Here is a 15,588-nt window from a genome sequence, read left to right on the forward strand (position 1 = left end):
GTCAGCTCCCTACCGTCAAAGCTTCATTGATGAGTGCGGCCTGTTCGGCCTTGTGTTTCGAAGCGAGACCCGTGGCGGGCGACGCCGCCGCCGACCGGCCCGCATAGACCGCGCGCGAATGTTTCGCACCGATGCGCGTCAGCACCCATTCCAGGTTCGGCTCGACAAAGGTCCAGCCGCCCATGTTCTTGGGCTCTTCCTGACACCACACGATCTCGGCATCCTTGAACCGCTCCAGCTCGCGCACCAGCGACAGGGCCGGGAACGGATAGAACTGTTCAAGACGCAGCAGATAGACATCGTCCAGACCGCGCGAGTCCCGTTCGGCCAGCAGGTCGAAATAGACCTTGCCCGAGGAAATCACGACCCGCTTGATGTCGGCATCGGGCTTCAGCTTCATCTCCGAATGGCCGCGCTCCGCGTCATCCCACAGGATGCGGTGGAAGGTCGATCCATCGGTGAAATCGGCCGCGTCCGAAATGCACATCGGGTGACGCAGCAACGATTTCGGCGTCATCAGCACCAGCGGCTTGCGGAAGTCCCGGTGCATCTGGCGGCGCAGGATGTGGAAATAGTTCGCGGGCGTGGACACGTTCGCGACGATCCAGTTGTCCTGCGCGCTCATCTGCAAGAAGCGTTCCAGACGGGCGGAGGAATGCTCCGGCCCCTGCCCTTCATACCCGTGCGGCAGCAGCATCGTCAGGCCCGACATCCGCAGCCATTTCGATTCGCCCGAGTTCACGAACTGGTCGAACATGATCTGCGCGCCGTTGGCGAAATCGCCGAACTGCGCCTCCCACATGACCAGCGCGTTCGGCTCGGCCAGCGAATAGCCGTATTCGAAGCCCAGAACCGCATATTCCGACAGCATGGAGTCGATCACTTCGTAACGCGACTGCCCCTGGCGGATATTGTTCAGCGGGTAATACCGCTCCTCGGTGTTCTGCTCGATGAAGGCCGAATGCCGCTGGCTGAACGTGCCGCGGGTCGAATCCTGACCGGCCAGACGGACGGGGAACCCTTCGGTGACCAACGATCCGAAGGCCAGCGCCTCGGCGGTCGCCCAGTCGAACCCGGTGCCCGTTTCGAACATCTTCTTCTTGGCTTCCAGCAGACGGGCCACCGTCTTGTGGATCTCGAAGTTGTCCGGCGCGCGGGTCAGGGCTGCGCCCACCTCGGCCATCGTGCTTTCGGAAATCGCGGTCTGCCCGGCCTGATATTCCTCCCCCTCGCGCGAGAGGTTCTTCCAGCGCCCGTCCAGCCAGTCGGCCTTGTTCGGTTTGAAATCCTTCGACGCTTCGAATTCGGCGTTCAGCGTGGACTGGAACTGCGCCTTCATATCCTCGATCTCGCCCTCGGGGATCAGCCCGTCGGCGACAAGACGTTCGGTATAAAGTTGCAGCGTGGTCTTCTGCTTGCGGATCTTCTGATACATCGCCGGGTTCGTGAACATCGGCTCATCGCCTTCGTTATGCCCGAAGCGGCGATAGCAGATGATGTCCAGAACCACGTCCTTGTGGAACTTCTGACGGAATTCGATCGCCACGCGGGCGGCGTGAACCACCGCTTCGGGATCGTCGCCGTTCACATGGAAGATCGGCGCCTCGACCATCAGCGCGATGTCGGTGCAATAGGGCGAGGTGCGGCTGAAGGACGGTGCGGTGGTGAAGCCGATCTGGTTGTTCACCACGATGTGGATCGTGCCGCCCGTGCGGTGCCCGCGGATACCCGACAGCTGGAAGCATTCGGCCACAACGCCCTGACCCGCAAAGGCCGCATCGCCGTGCAACAGGATCGGGAGCGACGCCGCCCGCGTTTCCTGATCGTTCATCTGGTCCTGCTTGGCGCGGACCTTGCCCAGAACGACGGGGTTCACGGCCTCAAGATGCGACGGGTTGGCCGTCAGCGAAAGGTGGACCGAGTTGCCGTCGAACACCCGGTCCGAGGAGGCGCCGAGGTGGTATTTCACGTCGCCCGAACCATCGACATCCTCGGGCTTGAAGCTGCCACCCTGGAATTCGTTGAAGATCGCGCGGTAAGGCTTCTGCATCACATTGGCCAGGACCGACAGACGGCCACGGTGCGGCATGCCGACCACCACGTCCTTCACGCCAAGCTGGCCGCCGCGCTTGATGATCTGTTCCATCGCCGGGATCAGGCTTTCGCCCCCGTCCAGCCCGAAGCGCTTGGTGCCCATGTATTTCACATGGAGGAATTTCTCGAAGCCCTCGGCCTCGACCAGCTTGTTCAGGATGGCACGACGCCCCTCACGGGTGAAGGCGATCTCCTTGCCATAGCCTTCGATGCGTTCCTTCAGCCAGGCGGACTGTTCGGGATCGGAGATATGCATGTATTGCAGGGCAAAGGTGCCGCAATAGGTGCGCTTCACCAGATCGAGGATCTGCCGCATCGTGCCGACCTGCAGGCCCAGCACGTTGTCAAGGAAGATCGGGCGATCCATGTCGGCCTCGGTGAAGCCGTAGGTCTTGGGATCCAGTTCCGGGTGATGCGTCACCTCGCGCATTCCCAGCGGATCCAGATCGGCGGCCAGATGGCCCCGGATGCGGTAGGAACGGATCAGCATGATCGCACGGATCGAATCCAGCACCGCGCGCTGCAGCTGGTCGTCGGAAATCCCGACGCCCGATTCCGCCGCCTTGCCCGCGATCTTCTTCGCGGCGGCCTTGGCGTCCGCGGCGGGCAACATCGGCCATTCGCCGGTCAGGGCGGCGGTCAGGTCGTCCAGCGGCTGCGGCGGCCAATCGGCGCGCGCCCAGCTGGGGCCGTCGGCGGCGCGCTTGGCGTCGCGCTCATCCTCGCCCAGTGCCTTGAAGAACTCGGCCCATTGCGCATCGACGCTGGAAGGGTCAGCGGCGTACCGAGCCTGAAGGTGGTCGATGTAATCCGCGTTCGCGCCGTCCATGAAGGACGCGGCATGAAATTGCTTGTTTGGGCTCTGTTCCGTCATGGCTGCACCTGACACAAATAAAAGTCCGCGCCGCCCGACCGGGCGACGCGGGAGGGTTTCGTTACGCGCGACCGAGGGCTTTCATCACCGCCTCGCCCAGATGGGCCGGACTGTCGGCGACGACGATGCCGGCCTCTTTCATCGCGTTGATCTTGGATTCCGCATCGCCCTTGCCGCCGGCGACGATCGCGCCCGCATGGCCCATGCGGCGGCCCGGAGGGGCCGTGCGGCCGGCGATGAAGCCCGCCGTCGGTTTCCAGCGGCCCTTCTGGCGCTGATCGGCCAGGAACTGCGCGGCTTCCTCCTCGGCGGAACCGCCGATTTCACCGATCATGATCATCGCTTCGGTTTCCGGGTCCGACAGGAACATGTCGAGCACTTCAAGATGCTCGGTTCCCTTGATCGGGTCGCCGCCGATGCCCACTGCGGTGGATTGGCCAAGGCCGAGGTCGGACGTCTGTTTCACGGCTTCATAGGTAAGCGTGCCCGAGCGCGAGACAACACCGATGCTGCCGCGCTTGTGGATGTGACCCGGCATGATGCCGATCTTGCACGCATCCGGCGTGATGACGCCGGGGCAGTTCGGCCCGATCAGACGCGAGTTCGAGTTCAGGATCGCGCGCTTCACCTTCATCATGTCGAGGACCGGAATCCCCTCGGTGATGCAGATGATCAGCTCGATCTGTGCGTCGATCGCCTCAAGGATCGAATCGGCGGCGAAGGGCGGCGGGACATAGATCACCGACGCGTTCGCGCCGGTTTTCGCCACCGCGTCATGCACGCTGTCGAAGACCGGCAGGCCCAGATGCTCCTGCCCGCCCTTGCCCGGCGTCACGCCGCCGACCATCTTCGTGCCGTAGGCGATCGCCTGTTCGGTGTGGAACGTCCCCTGCGAGCCGGTGATGCCCTGACAGATGACTTTGGTGTTTTCGTTGACGAGAACGGCCATGGATTACCCCTTCACCGCTTTGACGATTTTCTGGGCGGCGTCCGAAAGGTTGTCGCCCGCGATGACGTTCATGCCGGAATTGGCGATGATTTCCTTGCCCTTCTCCACGTTCGTGCCCTCAAGGCGCACGACCAGCGGAACCTTCAGGCCGACTTCCTTCACGGCGGCCAGAACGCCTTCCGCGATGACGTCGCAGCGCATGATGCCGCCGAAGATGTTGACGAGGATCCCTTTGACGTTCGGGTCCGAGGTGATGATCTTGAACGCCTCGGTCACCTTCTCCTTCGTGGCACCGCCGCCGACGTCGAGGAAGTTGGCCGGCTCGGCGCCGTAAAGCTTGATGATGTCCATCGTGGCCATCGCAAGGCCCGCGCCGTTCACCATGCAGCCGATCTCACCGTCCAGCGCGATGTAGTTCAGGTCGAACTTCGACGCGGCCAGCTCCTTGGGATCTTCTTCCGTCTCGTCGCGCAGGGCGGCGATGTCGGCGTGACGGTACATGGCGTTGCCGTCGAAGGACACCTTGGCGTCCAGCACCTTGATCTGGCCCTGCGGGGTCACGATCAGCGGGTTGATCTCCAGCATCTCCATGTCCTTCTCGATGAAGGCCTTATAGAGGATCTTGACCAACGCCACGCATTGCTTGACCAGCGCGCCTTCCAGCCCGAGGGCGAAGGCAACCTTGCGGCCGTGGAAATCGGACAGGCCGGAAGCTGGATCGACCGAGAAGCTGACGATTTTCTCGGGGGTCGACGCGGCGACTTCCTCGATATCCATCCCGCCTTCGGTCGAGGCGACGAAGGACACGCGGCTAGTCTGACGATCCACCAGAAGCGCGAGGTACAGCTCACGCTCGATGTCCGAACCGTCTTCGATATAGATGCGGTTCACCTGTTTGCCCGCCGGGCCGGTCTGGTGCGTCACAAGGGTGCGGCCCAGCATCTGCTTGGCCAGTTCCTCGGCCTCTTCAACCGATTTCGCAAGGCGCACGCCGCCTTTTTCACCGGCTTCGGCTTCCTTGAACTTGCCCTTGCCGCGACCGCCGGCATGGATCTGCGACTTCACGACCCAAAGGGGGCCGCCCAGCTCGCCCGCGGCGGTTTTCGCCTGATCGGCCTTCAGGACCACCCGGCCGTCGGACACGGGTGCGCCATAGTCGCGCAAGAGCGCCTTGGCCTGGTATTCATGAATGTTCATGGCAATATCCCACGCTGCTGATTTGTCACGTGGATGACATGCTTGGCGCGGGCATCAAATGGAATTCTTGCCGGTTGCGCGACAATCGGCCCAAAAAGCGACCTTTGTGATCACATGCTATCTGCCCGTGATCACACATTCCGCGCCGCCTTGCGACTCAGCTCATCAGGCGGCGAAGGTTCCCGGCAAAACGGCGGATCAGCGGGATTCTGCGCAACGCGTCGCCGCGCAAGGCCCGCGCTTCGGCCACGTGTCCGGGCAGGGTCTGGTCGGTCGCCAACATGGCGTTGAACCGGTCACGCGCGCCGGCCGGCAGGAAATCGGCCGGATTGAACGGCTGATCCGGCGGCTCGGCATAACGTTCATTGTCGTGCATCCGCGGAATATGCAGCACACGCGTGGCCATCATCCGGTCCGAGGCGACCCGTACGAAGGGAAAGTGCATCTGGTTGTATTCGGACGGCAGGATGAACACCTTCAGGTCCGTCTGCCACAGCAATTCGCGCAGAAGCGGCTGATCGACCTTCAGGTTCAGATCGATGAAATCGTCGCGCCATTGGCGCACGAAGGCATCGGTCGCCTCCGATTTGCGGATCCCGAACACGCCGCTGTTGATCTGGCGAAAGGCGGGGGGAATATCCAGCCGCACCTTTTGCAGGGTGATGGGGGCCGAGCCGTATTGCTCATGCGCGCCGACGATATCCGCCCGTTCCAGCAGCACGAACAGGTCGGTGATGTCGTTCACCACCACCACGTCGCAGTCGAGATAGATGGTGCGCTCGAACCGCGACCGCAGCAGCGCCTCCATCTTGGGGCGATAGCTGCCACGCTCAAGCAGGACGACGCGATCGAAGACCGCGTCGTCCAAGGGTTCGTCGGTGAACAGATCGATGGGAATGTGCGGCATCACCTGCCGCACATTGCGCGCGGCACGTTGGGCGAGCTTGCGGTATTTCCGCCCGGTCGCACCAAAGACGATGCCGCAGCCCTCCATCAGGCCAGCGTCGAATCGATGCCCTTGCAGGCAGCGACCAGACCCTTCACCGCATCGACCGATTTGTCGAACATCGCCTTCTCATCGCCGTCCAGCGGGATGTCCACGATCCGCTCCACACCCTCGGCCCCCAGGATGACCGGAACGCCCACATACATGCCGTTCAGGCCGAAGGCCCCATCGACATAGGCGGCGCAGGGCAGCAGGCGCTTCTGGTCCTTCAGATAGGCTTCCGCCATCTCGATCGCCGAGGTTGCGGGGGCATAGAAGGCCGAGCCGGTCTTCAGAAGGCCCACGATCTCCGCCCCGCCGTCACGGGTGCGCTGGACGATCGCATCCAGCTTCTCCTGCGTGGTCCAGCCCATCTTGACCAGATCCGGCAGCGGGATGCCCGCCACGGTCGAATATTTCGCCAGCGGCACCATCGTGTCGCCGTGCCCGCCCAGAACGAAGGCCGTCACATCGCGCATGGAGACGTTGAACTCCAGGCTCAGGAAATGACGGAAGCGCGCCGAATCCAGCACGCCCGCCATGCCCACGACCTTGTTGTGCGGCAGGCCCGAAAACTCGCGCAGCGCCCAGACCATCGCGTCCAGCGGGTTGGTGATGCAAATGACGAAGGCGTTCGGCGCGTGGGCCGCGATGCCCTCGCCCACCGATTTCATGACCTTGAGGTTGATGCCCAGAAGGTCGTCGCGGCTCATCCCCGGCTTGCGCGGAACACCGGCGGTGACGATGCAGACATCCGCGCCCGCGATGTCCTCATAGGAATTCGCGCCCTTCAGCACCGCATCGAACCCTTCGGACGGGCCCGATTGCGCGATGTCCAGCGCCTTGCCCTGCGGCGTGCCTTCGGAAATGTCGAACAGAACGACGTCGCCGAGTTCCTTGATCGCCGCGAGGTGGGCGAGCGTTCCGCCGATCTGCCCCGCGCCGATCAGTGCAATCTTGGGTCTGGCCATGAAAATGTCTCCGGGTCCGTTGTGGATTGTGACGCGAAAATGGGTATCCCCCGACAGCCCCTTATGCAAGGGCGGTGCGGCCTCCACTCCGCGTTCCGCGCCTGTGGTAGCGGCAGGGCGGCGCCCCCGCAAGGCCTTGCCGCCGGTCCGCAGTCATGCTCCATTCGCGCCGAATGCCGCAAACCGGGAATGACCGATGACGGATCGGCCACTGCGCTCGCTGCTCTATATCCCTGCGTCCAACGATCGGGCGCTGGAAAAGGTGCGCAGCCTTGCCTGCGACGGGATCATCTTCGATCTGGAAGATGCGGTGGCGCCCGACCGCAAGGACGAGGCGCGGACCACATTGGCCGCCACCTTGGCCGCCACAGATTACGCCCACCGCCTGCGGATCGTGCGGGTGAACGCCCCGGACACCCCCTGGGGCGCGGCGGATATGGAAGCCACCCGCGGGATGGAGATCGACGCGATCCTTCTGCCCAAGGTGGGCGAGGTGGCGGACCTCGACATCCAGACCGAGCATCCGATCTGGGTCATGCTGGAGACGCCGCGTGCCATCCTGAACGCCGCCGCCCTTGCCGCCCATCCGCGCGTCGCGGGCCTGGTGATGGGCACCAACGATCTGGCGCGGGCCCTGCGCGTGCCGGATGCGGCCGGGCGCGGCGCGCTTCTCACCTCGCTGTCCCTTGCGGTCCTGGCCGCCCGCGCGGCGGGCAAGCCGGTGATCGACGGCGTGTTCACCCAATTCAAGGATCTGGGCGGATTGCGAACCGAATCCGAACAGGGGCGCGATCTGGGGTTCGACGGCAAAAGCCTGATCCACCCCGTCCAGATCGACGTCGCGAACGAGGTGTTCGGTCCCACCGCCGGCGATGTGGAGCGCGCCCGCGCCGAGATCGAGGCCTTCGAGGCCGCCGCCGCCTCGGGCCGGGGGGTGGCCGTTCTGGATGGCCGCATCGTTGAAAACCTGCACGCCGCCGCCGCGCGCGACACCCTCGCCCGCGCCGAAGCCATTGCCCGCCTGACCTGAGGAGACATCATGAAACTGTATCGCTTGCTGACCGAAGACGACACCTCGGCCTTTTGCCACAAGGTGACCGATGCCCTGAACAAAGGGTGGGAGCTTTATGGCAGCCCCACCTACGCCTATGACGCCGAAAAGGGCGTGATGCGCTGCGGTCAGGCGGTCGTCAAAGAGGCCGAGGGGACCTACACACCCGAGACCAAACTGGGTCAGCACTGAGTTTGTGATCACGGGGAATATCCCTGTGATCGCAAAACGCGGAATTTACGCCACAGGTGACACGTTCCTTGCGTTAGGGGGTGTGTCCGACGTGACAATCGCGTATGACCGTATATGACAGAACTGCGAAAACCAGCCAGCCCGCCCCTTTTCCTGCGGGCGCGCGAGCAAGATAAAGGGTTCGATCATGGCCGAAGCAAAGCGGGTGGCGCGCCCTCTTTCTCCGCATCTTCAGATTTACCGCTGGCAGATTCCGATGCTGACGTCGATCCTGACGCGCATCACCGGGAACGCGCTGGCCGTCACCACCGTGCTGATCGTCTGGTGGTTCGTCGCCGCCGCGATGGGCGAGGATGCCTACAACACCGCCAACGGGTTCATCACCTCGTGGTTCGGCGATCTGGTGATGACCCTGTCGCTGGTCGGCATCTGGTATCACTTCCTCGCCGGGATCCGCCACCTGATCTATGATTCGGGCCGTGGTCTGGACATTCCGACGGCGGAAAAGCTGGGCATCGCCTGCATCGCGGGGTCGGTCGTGCTGACCCTCATCACCGTGATCGTGGTCTGAGGGGGCATCATGCGTTATCTTACCGACTACAAACGTGTTGCGGGCCATGGATCGGCCCATTCGGGCGCGCATCATCACTGGCAGATGCAGGTCTCCTCGGTCGCGCTGGCGATTCTGATCCCGATCTTCATCTTCATGTTCGGCTCCACCCTCGGGTCCGACTATGAGACGGCGATCGCCTATTTCTCGCGCCCCGTTCCGGCGGTGGTGGCGGGGCTGACCTTCGTGGTCGGCCTGCTGCACTTCAAATCCGGCGCCCAGATCATGATCGAGGATTATGCCCAAGGGATGACCCGCCAGGCGCTGATCATGCTTGTCACGGGCTTCAGCTATGTCTGTATCGGGCTGGGGCTGTTCGCGCTGGTCAAGATCGCGCTCTGAAGGAAAGACCGATGGCTGCTTACGAATACGAAACCCACGAATACGATGTGGTGGTGGTCGGCGCCGGCGGCGCGGGCCTGCGCGCCACGCTTGGCATGGCCGAACAGGGCCTGCGCACCGCCTGCGTGACCAAGGTGTTCCCCACCCGCTCGCACACCGTGGCGGCGCAGGGTGGCATCGCCGCATCGCTGTCGAACATGGGCCCGGACAACTGGCAGTGGCACATGTACGACACCGTCAAGGGGTCGGACTGGCTGGGCGACACCGACGCGATGGAATACCTCGCGCGCGAAGCGCCCAAGGCCGTGTACGAGCTGGAACATTACGGCGTTCCGTTCAGCCGGACCGAGGAAGGCAAGATCTACCAGCGTCCCTTCGGCGGCCACACGACTGAATTCGGCGAAGGCCCCCCCGTGCAGCGCACCTGCGCCGCGGCGGACCGGACCGGCCATGCGATCCTGCACACGCTCTATGGTCAAAGCCTCAAGAACAACGCCGAATTCTATATCGAGTATTTCGCGCTTGATCTGATCATCACCGACGGCAAATGCACGGGCGTGGTGGCGTGGAAGCTGGATGACGGCACGATGCACGTCTTCACCGCCAAGATGGTGGTGCTGGCGACCGGCGGCTATGGCCGCGCCTATTTCAGCGCGACCTCGGCCCATACCTGCACCGGCGACGGCGGCGGGATGGTGGCGCGCGCAGGCCTGCCGCTGCAGGACATGGAATTCGTGCAGTTCCACCCGACGGGCATCTACGGCTCCGGCTGTCTGATCACCGAAGGCGCGCGGGGCGAGGGCGGCTATCTGACGAACTCGGAAGGCGAGCGGTTCATGGAACGCTATGCCCCGACCTACAAGGATCTGGCGTCGCGCGACGTGGTGTCGCGCTGCATGACGATGGAGATTCGCGAAGGCCGCGGCGTGGGTCCGGACAAGGATCACATCAGCCTGCACCTGAACCACCTGCCCCCCGAAACCCTGCATGAACGTCTGCCGGGCATTTCCGAATCGGCCCGCATCTTCGCGGGCGTGGACCTGACGAAAGAACCGATCCCGGTTCTGCCGACGGTGCATTACAACATGGGCGGCATCCCCACCAACTATTGGGGCGAGGTGCTGAACCCGACGACGGACGCGCCGGACGCCACCTTCCCCGGCCTGATGGCCGTGGGTGAGGCGGGCTGCGCCTCGGTGCACGGGGCGAACCGCCTCGGCTCCAACTCGCTGATCGACCTTGTGGTCTTCGGCCGCGCGGCGGCGATCCGGGCGGCGGAAGTCGTGGATCCCACGGTCGCGAACGCCCCGGTGAACACCGCCGCCGTGGACGCGATCTTCGAACGCTTCGATCGGTTCCGTTACGCCGACGGCACCACCCCCACCGCCGATCTGCGGCTGGAGATGCAGCGCACCATGCAGGCCGACGCCGCCGTGTTCCGCACGGACAAGACCTTGGCCGAAGGCGTGGAAAAGATGCGCGCCGTGGCCGCCAAGATGGGCGACCTGAAGGTCACCGACCGCAGCCTTGTGTGGAACTCGGACCTGATGGAAACGCTGGAACTGGCGAACCTGATGCCGAACGCGCTGGCGACCATCGTCGCCGCCGAAGCGCGCAAGGAATCCCGCGGCGCCCACGCCCACGAGGATTATCCCGACCGGGACGATGCCAACTGGCGCGTGCACAGCCTGGCCTATGTCACGGAAACCGATGTGACGTTGACGACCCGTCCCGTCCACCTCGACCCGCTGACGACGCTGGAAGAGGGTGGGATCGACCTGAAAAAGATCGCCCCCAAGGCGCGGGTCTATTGATGCGCGCGGTTGCCCTCCTCGCCCTCGCGGCGCTGACGGCCTGCACGTCGGTCACGGATTCCGTGACGCGGCGGGCGGCAAAGTCGGTCGTGAACCCCGTGCTGGCACAATACATGCCCTCGGGTCAGGCGGCGGCGGCCACCGATTGCGTCATCACCAACGCCTCCTCGGCCGAACTGGGCGCGCTGGCGCAGGATGTGGGGACGCGGGCCGGCACCTCGACCGTGCAGACGGTCATGGGCATCGTCACCCGCCCCGCGACCACGCAATGCCTGCTGGCCCAGGGCCTGCCCACCTTGCCGGGGGCGGGCTTCTGATGCGGGGGGCACTGCTTCTTCTGACCGTGCTGGCGGCCTGCGGGCCCGTCACGCGCGAACAGGCGGAAGCCAACTGCGCCCGTCGCGCGGATGCGGCCCAGCGGCCCAGCGGTTTCGTGCAGATCGGCGCGGGATCGGGGGGCGGCGTCTTTACCGGCGTGGGGCTCAGCGCCTCCGCCGACTATCTCATGCGGCGCGATCCGGAAACGGTTTACCGGACCTGCGTCTACAACACCTCGGGCGAGATGCCGTTGCGTCCCTACACCCGACTGCCCTGACTGGAGGGGATCATGGTTCAGCTTACCTTGCCAAAGAACTCGAAAATCCGCACCGGGAAGACCTGGCCGAAGCCCGAGGGCGCGACCAATGTGCGCAAGTTCCAGATCTATCGCTGGAACCCCGATGACGGGCAGAACCCGCGCGTGGACACCTATTTCCTTGATATGGACAAGTGCGGCCCGATGGTTCTGGACGCGCTGATCAAGATCAAGAACGAGATCGACCCGACCCTGACCTTCCGCCGTTCGTGCCGCGAGGGGATCTGCGGATCCTGCGCCATGAACATCGGCGGGATCAACACGCTGGCCTGCATCTATGGCCTGGACGAGGTGAAGGGCGATGTGAAGATCTATCCGCTTCCGCATATGGAGGTGATCAAGGATCTCATTCCCGACCTTACGCTGTTTTATGCCCAGCACGCCTCCATCATGCCGTGGCTGGAAACCAAGACCAACCGCCCGGCCAAGGAATGGCGCCAGTCGATCGACGATCGCAAGAAGCTGGACGGTCTTTATGAATGCGTGATGTGCGCCTCCTGTTCGACCGCCTGCCCCAGCTATTGGTGGAACCAGGATCGCTATCTCGGGCCGGCCGCCCTCCTGCACGCCTATCGCTGGATCATCGACAGCCGGGATGAGGCGACGGGCGAGCGTCTGGACGATCTGGAAGACCCGTTCAAGCTTTATCGCTGCCACACGATCATGAACTGCGCCAAGACCTGCCCCAAGGGTCTGAACCCGGCCAAGGCGATTGCCGAGATCAAGAAGATGATGGTGGAGCGTGTCGTTTGACACGCAACCCACGCTGTCGGACGGGATCATCCTTGTCCGACCGCTGACGGAATGCGATCGCGGCGGCGTCTTTGCCGCGGCCGCCGATCCGGCGACCTGGGCCGGTCATCCCGCCCATGATCGCTGGCAGCCGGAGGTGTTCGGCCCCTATTTCGATACGCTGTGTGCGGGCAAGGCGGTGGCCATTGAAAAGGACGGGGCGATCATCGGCGTCTCGCGGTTCTATGTCCCGCCCGATCAGCCGGAGGACATCGCCATCGGCTTCACGTTTCTGAACCGCGCCCATTGGGGCGGGTCAGTGAATGCCGCCGTCAAGCAGCTGATGCTGGACCACGCCTTTGCCCGCGTGGCCACCGTCTGGTTCCACATCGCGCCCACGAACATCCGGTCGCAAAAGGCCACGGCAAAGCTGGGGGCCGTCCATCGCCATGATGCCGTGCTGGACCTGTCGGGCACGCCGACCTTGTGGCAGTGCTGGTCCCTGCCCCGCCCATGAAAAAGGAGCGGAGGTTTCCCCCCGCGCCCATCGTCGGTCACCGCAGGATCAGGACAGCGTCGCGTCCAGCGTGATTTCGGCGTTCAGCAGCTTGGAGATCGGGCAGCCCGCCTTGGCATCGTTCGCGATCTTGTCAAACGCGGCCTGATCCAGACCATCCACCTTCGCGGTGAGCGTCAGTGCGGATTTGGTGACGGCGAACCCGCCATCCTTCTGGTCCAGCGTGACGGCGGCGGTCGTCTCAAGGCTTTGCGCCGGATGGCCCGCCTCTTCCAGCATCTTCGACAACGCCATGGTGAAGCAGGAGGCGTGGGCCGCGGCGATCAGCTCCTCGGGGTTGGAGCCCTTGACGCCCTCGAACCGGATTGCAAAGCCATAGGGGTGGTCGGCCAGCGCACCGCTCTCGGTCGAGATGTGCCCCTTGCCGTCTTTCAGACCGCCCGACCACTTGGCCGAGCCTTTTTTCACAATAGCCATGAACGTCTCCTTTTGAAGGTTCGGATCAAGCAGCTAGGGGGCCGTTGCCGGGTTTCAACCGATCTCGAAAAATCCCGGGCCCGCGCGGGACAGAAGATCGCGCGCCAGATCCTCGCCCATCGCCGGTCCGTGGCTGACGGGGCCGGAGCGTTCATCCGCAAGCACTTCGGACCCGTCGGGGCGCAGGATTTCGCCGCGCAGACGTATCAGGCTGCCCTCCACCTCGGCCAGCCCGGCGATCGGGGTCTGGCACGACCCGTCCAGCGTTGCGAGGAAGGCGCGTTCAGCCAGGATCCGGTCGGCGGTGGGACCATGATGGATCGAATCCAGCAGGCGGGCCACGCGGGCATCGTCCTTCCGCCGCTCGATCCCGATGGCCCCCTGCGCCACGGCGGGCAGCATGTCGTCCACATCCACCGGGGTCTGTCCGACCGCCATCTTCAGCCGGTTCAGGCCCGCCATCGCAAGGAACGTCGCCTGCGCCACGCCATCCTCCAGCTTGCGCATCCGGGTCTGAAGGTTGCCGCGAAATTCGACCACCGACAGATCGGGCCGCCGCGCCAGAAGCTGCGCCCGCCGCCGCAGGCTGGACGTGCCCACCACCGCGCCCCGGGGCAAATCCCGCAGCCCGCCGGAAACCGGCGACAGGAATGCGTCCCGCACGTCCTCCCGCGCCAGCCAGCAGTTCAGGATCAGCCCGTCGGGCTGCAGCACCGGCATGTCCTTCATCGAATGCACGGCGATGTCGATGCCGCCGCACAAAAGCGCGTCCTCGATTTCCTTGGTGAACAGCCCCTTGCCGCCCAGATCGCGCAGCGCACGGTCCTGCACCCGATCCCCGGTGGTCTTGATGGGAACGATGGCGAAACAGTCGGGCTCCAGCCCCCAAGCGATGGCCAGACGGTCGCGCGTCTCCTCGGCCTGCGCAAGGGCGAGGGGCGATCCGCGGGTGCCGATCTTCAGGGGCGATTGGGGCATGGGCATGGTCATGCCCGAAGGTCTAGCTGTCCGCGCGCGGGTTGACAATCACCCGCCCCGCCCGACATGAACGCGGGTTCGAAAGCGGAGGCCCGACATGACCGACAAGACCATCCTGCGCGCCCTGCGCGGCGAAACGCTGCCCGTGCCCCCGGTGTGGATGATGCGGCAGGCCGGCCGCTACCTGCCAGAATATCGCGCGACGCGGGCCAAGGCGGGGGATTTCCTGTCGCTGTGCTACACCCCCGATCTGGCGGCGGAAGTGACGTTGCAGCCGATCCGCCGCTATGGCTTCGACGCGGCGATCCTGTTTGCCGATATCCTGCTGATCCCGCAGGCTTTGGGTCTGGATCTGCGCTTCGTTCAGGGCGAAGGCCCGCGCCTGTCCACCGTGACCACGGCGGCGGAGGTGGCGGCCCTGCGCCCCGTGGGCGACATTCACGATACGCTTTCCCCCATCTATGAAACCGTCCGCATCCTGTCGCGCGCCCTGCCGCGCGAAACGACGTTGATCGGTTTCGCCGGTGCGCCCTGGACCGTCGCCACCTATATGGTGGCCGGGCGCGGCACCCCGGATCAGGCGCCGGCGCATCGGTTCAAGGACACCGACCGCGCCGCCTTCTCCACCCTGATCGACCGGATCGCCGAGGCGACGATCGACTACCTTTCCGCCCAGATCGATGCCGGGGCCGAGGTGGTGAAGCTGTTCGACAGCTGGGCCGGATCCTTGAAGGGTCGCGATTTCGACGATTTCGCCCTCGCCCCCGCCGCCCGCATCATTGCCGAACTGAAACGCCGCCATCCCGGCATTCCCGTCATCGCCTTCCCGCGTGAGGCGAAGGAGCGGTATGTCGGCTTTGCCAAGGCGGTCGGGGCGGATGCCGTCGCACTGGACAACTCGGTCGATGCCGATTGGGCGGCGGCCAATGTGCAGACGGCGGGCTGCGTGCAGGGCAACCTCGCCCCGCATCATCTGGTCGATCCCGCAAATCTGGAAGGCCAGACGCGCCGCATCGTCCGGGCATTTTCGGGGGGGCCGCATATCTTCAACCTCGGCCATGGCATCACCCCCGATGCCGATCCCGACAATGTGCACCGGATGCTGGCGGCGATCCGCGGCTGACACCGTCCGCGGCAGCGGCGCGCGGCGACGGTCCCCGATGGGACCACG

At 64.6% G+C, this 15,588-nt stretch carries 17 protein-coding genes; 10 read left to right on the plus strand and 7 right to left on the minus strand.

Annotation, left to right across the window (positions count from 1 at the left end; translation table 11 throughout):
- Nucleotide 1 precedes the first annotated feature (1 nt).
- From MU449_RS11425 to mdh, 5 genes are all read right to left on the minus strand, one after another.
- Nucleotides 2–2,968 (minus strand): 2-oxoglutarate dehydrogenase E1 component, encoded by a 2,967-nt coding sequence (locus MU449_RS11425; RefSeq protein ID WP_244738236.1) that lies wholly within the window; start codon nucleotides 2,966–2,968, stop codon nucleotides 2–4.
- Between the two features lie 61 nt (nucleotides 2,969–3,029).
- Nucleotides 3,030–3,917, minus strand: coding sequence for a succinate--CoA ligase subunit alpha (gene sucD, locus MU449_RS11430; RefSeq protein WP_244738237.1), 888 nt, complete (start codon nucleotides 3,915–3,917; stop codon nucleotides 3,030–3,032).
- 3 nt (nucleotides 3,918–3,920) lie between these two features.
- Nucleotides 3,921–5,114, minus strand: a complete 1,194-nt coding sequence (sucC, locus tag MU449_RS11435) for an ADP-forming succinate--CoA ligase subunit beta (protein WP_244738238.1) — start codon at nucleotides 5,112–5,114, stop codon at nucleotides 3,921–3,923.
- A gap of 157 nt (nucleotides 5,115–5,271) precedes the next feature.
- Nucleotides 5,272–6,108 (minus strand): putative nucleotide-diphospho-sugar transferase, encoded by an 837-nt coding sequence (locus MU449_RS11440; RefSeq protein WP_244738239.1) that lies wholly within the window; start codon nucleotides 6,106–6,108, stop codon nucleotides 5,272–5,274.
- Entirely contained in the window at nucleotides 6,108–7,070 is a 963-nt protein-coding gene (mdh, locus tag MU449_RS11445; RefSeq protein WP_244738240.1) for a malate dehydrogenase, read from the minus strand. The genes MU449_RS11440 and mdh overlap by 1 nt, the downstream gene beginning before the upstream one ends.
- Nucleotides 7,071–7,266: 196 nt before the next feature.
- Between mdh and MU449_RS11450 the strand changes: the two genes are divergently transcribed.
- The 9 genes from MU449_RS11450 (at nucleotide 7,267) to MU449_RS11490 (ending at nucleotide 12,962) form a co-directional block, all read left to right on the plus strand.
- The gene (locus MU449_RS11450; protein WP_244738241.1) at nucleotides 7,267–8,100 is read left to right on the plus strand and encodes an HpcH/HpaI aldolase/citrate lyase family protein; all 834 of its coding nucleotides are present in this window, start codon (nucleotides 7,267–7,269) and stop codon (nucleotides 8,098–8,100) included.
- Between the two features lie 9 nt (nucleotides 8,101–8,109).
- Entirely contained in the window at nucleotides 8,110–8,313 is a 204-nt protein-coding gene (locus MU449_RS11455) for a DUF1737 domain-containing protein (RefSeq protein WP_244738243.1), read from the plus strand.
- 187 nt (nucleotides 8,314–8,500) lie between these two features.
- Nucleotides 8,501–8,884, plus strand: coding sequence for a succinate dehydrogenase, cytochrome b556 subunit (gene sdhC / locus MU449_RS11460; RefSeq protein ID WP_244738245.1), 384 nt, complete (start codon nucleotides 8,501–8,503; stop codon nucleotides 8,882–8,884).
- Between the two features lie 9 nt (nucleotides 8,885–8,893).
- Nucleotides 8,894–9,265 carry a succinate dehydrogenase, hydrophobic membrane anchor protein gene (sdhD, locus tag MU449_RS11465; protein WP_244738247.1) on the plus strand — a complete coding sequence of 124 codons (372 nt, stop codon included), beginning with the start codon at nucleotides 8,894–8,896 and terminating at the stop codon, nucleotides 9,263–9,265.
- A gap of 11 nt (nucleotides 9,266–9,276) precedes the next feature.
- Entirely contained in the window at nucleotides 9,277–11,079 is a 1,803-nt protein-coding gene (gene sdhA / locus MU449_RS11470) for a succinate dehydrogenase flavoprotein subunit (protein ID WP_244738249.1), read from the plus strand.
- Complete coding sequence (locus MU449_RS11475; RefSeq protein ID WP_244738251.1) at nucleotides 11,079–11,396, plus strand: hypothetical protein; 318 nt, start codon at nucleotides 11,079–11,081, stop codon at nucleotides 11,394–11,396. The genes sdhA and MU449_RS11475 overlap by 1 nt, the downstream gene beginning before the upstream one ends.
- A complete protein-coding gene (locus MU449_RS11480) occupies nucleotides 11,396–11,674 on the plus strand; it encodes a hypothetical protein (protein ID WP_244738253.1) in 279 nt (92 codons plus the stop codon). Before MU449_RS11475 ends, MU449_RS11480 begins: the two co-directional genes overlap by 1 nt.
- 12 nt (nucleotides 11,675–11,686) lie before the next feature.
- Nucleotides 11,687–12,466: a succinate dehydrogenase iron-sulfur subunit gene (locus MU449_RS11485; protein WP_244738254.1), complete on the plus strand. Its 780-nt coding sequence runs from the start codon at nucleotides 11,687–11,689 to the stop codon at nucleotides 12,464–12,466.
- Nucleotides 12,456–12,962 carry a GNAT family N-acetyltransferase gene (locus MU449_RS11490; protein ID WP_244738255.1) on the plus strand — a complete coding sequence of 169 codons (507 nt, stop codon included), beginning with the start codon at nucleotides 12,456–12,458 and terminating at the stop codon, nucleotides 12,960–12,962. The genes MU449_RS11485 and MU449_RS11490 overlap by 11 nt, the downstream gene beginning before the upstream one ends.
- Nucleotides 12,963–13,010: 48 nt before the next feature.
- Here the strand turns inward: MU449_RS11490 and MU449_RS11495 are convergent, their stop codons facing one another.
- Both MU449_RS11495 and hemC read right to left on the minus strand, forming a co-directional pair.
- Nucleotides 13,011–13,439: an OsmC family protein gene (locus tag MU449_RS11495; RefSeq protein ID WP_244738256.1), complete on the minus strand. Its 429-nt coding sequence runs from the start codon at nucleotides 13,437–13,439 to the stop codon at nucleotides 13,011–13,013.
- A gap of 54 nt (nucleotides 13,440–13,493) precedes the next feature.
- Nucleotides 13,494–14,423 (minus strand): hydroxymethylbilane synthase, encoded by a 930-nt coding sequence (gene hemC / locus MU449_RS11500; RefSeq protein WP_425310426.1) that lies wholly within the window; start codon nucleotides 14,421–14,423, stop codon nucleotides 13,494–13,496.
- Between the two features lie 91 nt (nucleotides 14,424–14,514).
- Here hemC and hemE point away from each other — a divergent pair, with 91 nt between their 5' ends.
- Complete coding sequence (gene hemE, locus MU449_RS11505; protein WP_244738258.1) at nucleotides 14,515–15,540, plus strand: uroporphyrinogen decarboxylase; 1,026 nt, start codon at nucleotides 14,515–14,517, stop codon at nucleotides 15,538–15,540.
- Nucleotides 15,541–15,588: the final 48 nt, after the last annotated feature.

The organism is Falsirhodobacter halotolerans (assembly GCF_022899245.1).
Taxonomy (GTDB): Bacteria; Pseudomonadota; Alphaproteobacteria; order Rhodobacterales; family Rhodobacteraceae; genus Falsirhodobacter; species Falsirhodobacter halotolerans.